A 5358-nucleotide genomic window follows, 5' to 3' on the forward strand; every position below is an offset into this window, starting at 1 on the left:
CTCTAACGAAATACCTTGGGTGCTTCTTTGCAAACACTTGTGGTGTTGCATCGAAACTTAAGGCCAAAACCATGGGCGCATTGATTTGTGCGCCGGACCTTGACCCGTTTGCGTTAATTTGCAAGCGGCATTATCGCACTTGTCAGCGCGTACTTGAGGTCTGGAGCCAGGCAATGCAATAATTCGACACTTTTTTGTGTGTCGCACAGGCTTTGTCCCAACGCGCAATGTACCAAAAAAAATTGCATCAACCGCCATCAAGGTCCCCGCGCCATGCTCCTGCCCCCCACCACTCCCAGCCTGCTCAGGCGCATGGCCTGTTGGCTTTACGAGGGCATGTTGTTGTTTGGCGTGGTTTTTATTGCGGGCTATCTGTTTGGCACCTTGAGCCAGACCAGAAATGCCATGGACAACCGCCACGCCCTGCAGGCATTTTTGTTCGTCATCTTTGGCATTTACTTTGTCTGGCTCTGGTCCAAAGGTCAAACCCTGGCCATGAAAACCTGGCATATCCGGGTGCTGGACCGGTCCGGCCGGCCTTTAAGCCAGGGTCGTGCCCTGCTGCGCTATCTGTGGAGTTGGCTGTGGTTTTTGCCGCCGCTGGTGGCGTCCTGGGTCTTTGAGCTCAAGGGCGGCGAGGCTTTTGTGATCATCATCGGCTGGGTCGCCATCTGGGCCATCCTGAGCCGCTTTCACCCGCGCCAACAGTTCTGGCATGACGCGCTGGCCGGCACGCAACTGGTGGACGCCCGCCCGCCCAAGCGCTGAAACCGGGACCGTCGGGGCAACCAGCTCAGATCGCGGTTTCGTCGAGTTCACCGGTGCGAATCCGCACCACACGCTCCACGGCGGTGACAAAAATCTTGCCGTCGCCAATCTTGCCGGTGTGGGCAGCCTTGACGATGGCATCGACACAACGGTCAACATCATCGGTTCGCACGACCACTTCGATTTTGACTTTGGGCAAAAAATCGACCACGTATTCCGCACCGCGGTAGAGCTCGGTGTGGCCTTTTTGACGGCCAAAGCCCTTGACCTCAGTGACGGTCAGACCGGTCACGCCGCATTCGGCCAGGGCTTCACGCACTTCTTCCAGTTTGAAGGGTTTGACGATGGCGGTGATTTGTTTCATAAGGTACCTCAATTAAAAATGGGATCGGCAGGCAGTCAAAACCCTCAGGCCCGAAAACGGTTGGTAATAGGATAACGCCAATCCTTGCCAAAACTGCGGTGCGTCAGACGAATCCCCACCGGCGACTGGCGCCGCTTGTACTCGTTGATCTTGATCAGGCGCGTCACCCGCTCGACATCGGCGCTGGCATATCCGGCGGCAATGATCTGTTCGATGCTTTCGTCGTTTTCCATGTAGCGCTCCACAATCGCATCGAGCACCTCGTAAGGCGGCAAACTGTCCTGGTCGGTCTGGTCGGGCCGCAGTTCCGCGCTCGGCGGACGCGAGATGATGCGCTCGGGAATCGGCGCACGGCCGGTGCCGTACGGGTCGTGCGCATTGCGCCAGCGGGCAATGCGAAACACCATCGTTTTGGCCAGATCCTTGATCACCGCAAAGCCGCCTGCCATGTCGCCATACAGGGTGCAATAACCGGTGGCCATCTCGGACTTGTTGCCGGTGGTGAGGACGATGCTGCCAAACTTGTTGGAGAGCGCCATCAGCAGGGTGCCACGAATGCGCGCCTGGATATTTTCTTCGGTGGCATCTTCTGCCAGGCCCTTGAACTCGTTTGATAGCGTGGCCTTGAACGCTTCAAATTCCGGCACGATCGACAGCTCGTCATAGCGCACCCCCAATCGGGAGGCCATGTCACGCGCGTCGATCCAGCTGATGTCGGCGGTGTAGGGTGAAGGCATCATCACCGCGCGCACCCGGTCCTTGCCCAGCGCATCCACGGCAATGGCCAGCACCAGGGCCGAGTCAATGCCGCCCGACAAACCCAGCAGCACACCGGGAAAGCCGTTTTTACCGATGTAGTCGCGCACACCCAGCACCAGGGCATCCCACAAATCGGCCTCGGGGGTGCGGTCGGGCGCCACGGTGGCCTGCAGTTGCAGCGCTGCAGGCGTCCGGCTGGCCTGAATGAGCAGGCTGTCCTCAACGAAACTGGGAGCCCGCCCCGCTAGTGAGCCATCGACGTTGAGGACAAATGAATGGCCTTCAAACACCACTTCGTCCTGCCCACCCACCAAATGCGCGTAAACCAGCGGCCGCCCGCAGGCCAGCACGCGCTCGCGCATCATCTGTTCGCGCTCGTTGCCTTTGCCAACATGAAAGGGGGACGCGTTGATAACCGCCAGCAACTCGGCGCCGGCCTGCGCCGTTTCACGGGCCGGGCGTTCAAACCAGGCATCTTCGCAAATCAGCAAACCCACCTTAACCCGGTCGCCCGGCTCACCCGCCTCAAAAACGCACACGCCCTGCCCCGGCGTGAAATAACGGCGCTCATCAAAGACCTGGTAATTGGGCAGCTCACGCTTGGCATAAGTGGCCACCACCCGGCCTTCGCAAAGCACGCTGGCCGCATTGAAACGGCTTTGCACCGCCACCGAGCGGGTCCGCCGGTCGTCGCCGGTGGGGTGACCCACCACCACACTGAGGTCTTTCAAATCTGCCAACGCAGCCGCCACGGCTTTCACGGCATCATCACAAGCCTGGGTGAACGCTTTGCGCAAAAACAGGTCTTCAGCCGCATAACCGCAAATCGACAACTCGGGCGTCAACACCAGCCGGGCGCCCTGCTGGTAGGCTGTACGGGCAGCCGCCACGATTTTTTGGGTATTCCCGGTCATGTCACCCACCACCAGATTGAGCTGGGCCACGCAAATTTTGAGAGTCATGAAAAGTACAGAAAAATGATCGACAAGAAAACTACTGACGTTGCAAACGATTATGTCATTCGGGTGCTTGATTCGTCTGCTGAAGTGCCCGCCAGTGCCTGGAACGCCCTGCTGTTCAGCCAGCCGCAGGCCACCCCATTCATGCGCCATGAGTACCTGAACGCCTTGCATGCGAGCGGCTGCGCCACGCCTGACACCGGCTGGACGCCGAAGTTTTTTCTGCTTGAACGTCAGGGTGAACTGGTCGCGGCCTGTGTGTTGTACCTCAAGACCCACTCGCACGGCGAGTATGTGTTTGACTGGGCCTGGGCCAAGGCCTACGCCCAGCATGGGCTGGCCTACTACCCCAAAGCGCTGTGCGCGGTGCCGTTCACGCCGGTGCCCGGGGCCCGCCTGCTGGCCCGCAACCAGACCGATCGCGCGCATTTGGCAAGCGCCATGCTCAACTGGTGCCAGCGCCAGCAACTGTCCGGCCTGCACGCCCTGTTTGCCAGCGATGATGACCTGGTCGCCCTTGAAGCATCAGGCCTGTTGCTACGCCACTCCGTGCAATTCCATTGGCACAACGCGAGCCCGGGCTATGCCGGTTTTGAGGTATTTCTGGGACAGTTGACGGCGGAAAAACGCAAAAAAATTCGCCAGGAACGGCGCAAGGTGGCCGACGCGGGGGTCAGCTTTCGTGTGCTTGAGGGCAGCCAGATCAGTGCGGCGGACTGGGATTTTTTTTACCACTGTTATGAGCGGACCTACCTGGAGCATGGCAACCCGCCCTACCTGAACCGCGACTTCTTCAGCCGCATGGCCAGCACCATGCCCGAAGACTGGTTGCTGTTTCTGGCCGAACGTGATGGCCAGGCCATCGCCGCAAGCCTGATCGCCCTCAACACCAGCTGCGCCAATGCCCCAAATGCAGGAGATTCCCAGCGGGTAGCGTACGGCCGCTACTGGGGCGCGCTGGAGCGGGTCGACTGCCTGCACTTCGAAGCCTGTTACTACCAGCCCCTGGCCTGGTGCATTGCCAACGGCTACCAGCGCTTTGAAGGCGGTGCCCAGGGGGAGCACAAACTGGCCCGCGCCCTGCTGCCGGCCACCACCACCAGCGCCCACTGGCTGGCACAGCCGCAATTTCTGGCAGCGATTGAGCGCTATTTAAGCGCCGAGCGCGCTGGCGTCCAGAGTTATGTGGAAGACCTGAATCATCACAGCCCGTTCAAGCCTGAAGCGTCTTCCACAGACCCATAACAAACAGCTTCGTGTCGGCCTTATTTCTTTTGCGTTGCCTGGTAATTGGCAATGCCGTCCATGATTTCCTGCTTGGCAGCTTCCGGGCCTTCCCAGCCCAGAATCTTGACCCACTTGTTGGCTTCGAGGTCTTTGTAGTGCTCGAAGAAATGGGCAATGGTTTTCAGGCGCACCGGGCTCAGGTCCTCGGGTTTTTGCCAACGGGTGTAGAGCGACAAAATCTTGTCGATCGGCACCGCCAGCACCTTGCCGTCCATGCCGGCTTCGTCTTCCATTTTCAGAATACCAATGGCGCGGCAGGTCACCACCACACCCGGAATCAGCGGCACCGGGGTGATCACCAGCACATCCACCGGATCGCCGTCACCACTGATGGTTTGCGGCACATAACCATAGTTGGTCGGGTAATGCATGGCCGTGCTCATGAAACGATCAACAAAAATGGCGTGGGTTTCATGGTCGACTTCGTACTTGACCGGGTCAGCGTTCATCGGGATTTCAATGATGACATTGAACTGATCTGGCACTTTGGCACCGGGGGTGACGTTATCTAAAGACATGCTTGTCGCCTTATGTTGAAGTTGGAATTTGAGTTAAATCAGAAACAGTCAGGATTAACCATGATTTTACTTACTTGCCACTTGCGGATTCTGAAAAAGCCGATGTTTTGGCGTTACAGTGCGCCGGTTGGCCAATCACTCTTGTCGTACATCAAGATGCACACAGTGAGGAAGCAACGCAGCGGTGATGCCCAATGCGTTGCACCACCACCTCGCGAAACAACAGACAGGAGATTTTTTTATGACAGGCAACTCAGCGCTGATCTTGGCGCTTATCTGCGGCTTGATCGCCGTCGGCTACGGCTTTTGGGCGCGTAGCTGGATTCTTTCCCAGGACGCGGGCAACGCCCGCATGCAAGAAATTGCCGCCGCCATTCAAACCGGTGCGGCCGCCTACCTGGCCCGACAGTACAAAACAATTGCCATGGTCGGCGTCGTGCTGGCCGTGCTGATTGCGGTGTTTCTGGACGGCTTGAGTGCGGTCGGCTTCGTGGTGGGTGCAGTGCTCTCGGGTGCCTGCGGCTTCATTGGCATGAACGTGTCGGTGCGCGCCAATGTGCGCACCGCCCAGGCCGCCACCAAGGGCATTGGCCCGGCACTGGACGTGGCTTTCCGGGGTGGCGCCATCACCGGCATGCTGGTGGTTGGCCTCGGTCTGCTGGGCGTGACCGGGTTCTTCTGGTTCCTGGTCGGCAACGGCAAC

The 5358-nt window shown here is 59.0% G+C and carries 7 protein-coding genes; 4 read left to right on the plus strand and 3 right to left on the minus strand.

Annotated features, from left to right (window positions below; all coding sequences use genetic code 11):
* Positions 1 to 182: hypothetical protein (locus NDI87_RS16260; protein ID WP_296276555.1), on the plus strand; the 182-nt coding region annotated here is incomplete at its 5' end.
* Positions 183 to 273: 91 nt separating this feature from the next.
* Positions 274 to 768, plus strand: a complete 495-nt coding sequence (locus NDI87_RS16265; RefSeq protein ID WP_296276557.1) for an RDD family protein — start codon at positions 274 to 276, stop codon at positions 766 to 768.
* A 25-nt stretch (positions 769 to 793) separates the two neighbouring features.
* On the opposite strand, the gene NDI87_RS16270 is transcribed toward NDI87_RS16265, so the two are convergent.
* Both NDI87_RS16270 and NDI87_RS16275 read right to left on the minus strand, forming a co-directional pair.
* A complete protein-coding gene (locus tag NDI87_RS16270) occupies positions 794 to 1132 on the minus strand; it encodes a P-II family nitrogen regulator (protein ID WP_296276559.1) in 339 nt (112 codons plus the stop codon).
* 44 nt (positions 1133 to 1176) lie between these two features.
* Positions 1177 to 2853, minus strand: coding sequence for an NAD+ synthase (locus NDI87_RS16275; protein ID WP_296276562.1), 1677 nt, complete (start codon positions 2851 to 2853; stop codon positions 1177 to 1179).
* 15 nt (positions 2854 to 2868) lie between these two features.
* Here NDI87_RS16275 and NDI87_RS16280 point away from each other — a divergent pair, with 15 nt between their 5' ends.
* On the plus strand, positions 2869 to 4095 hold the full coding sequence (locus tag NDI87_RS16280; protein WP_296276565.1) for a GNAT family N-acetyltransferase: 1227 nt from the start codon (positions 2869 to 2871) through the stop codon (positions 4093 to 4095).
* Between the two features lie 20 nt (positions 4096 to 4115).
* On the opposite strand, the gene ppa is transcribed toward NDI87_RS16280, so the two are convergent.
* Entirely contained in the window at positions 4116 to 4655 is a 540-nt protein-coding gene (gene ppa, locus NDI87_RS16285) for an inorganic diphosphatase (protein ID WP_296276567.1), read from the minus strand.
* A 241-nt stretch (positions 4656 to 4896) separates the two neighbouring features.
* Here ppa and NDI87_RS16290 point away from each other — a divergent pair.
* A partial coding sequence (locus tag NDI87_RS16290; RefSeq protein ID WP_296276570.1) for a sodium/proton-translocating pyrophosphatase occupies positions 4897 to 5358 on the plus strand: 462 nt, incomplete at its 3' end.

Source organism: Rhodoferax sp. (assembly GCF_023701345.1).
GTDB lineage: Bacteria > Pseudomonadota > Gammaproteobacteria > Burkholderiales > Burkholderiaceae_C > Rhodoferax.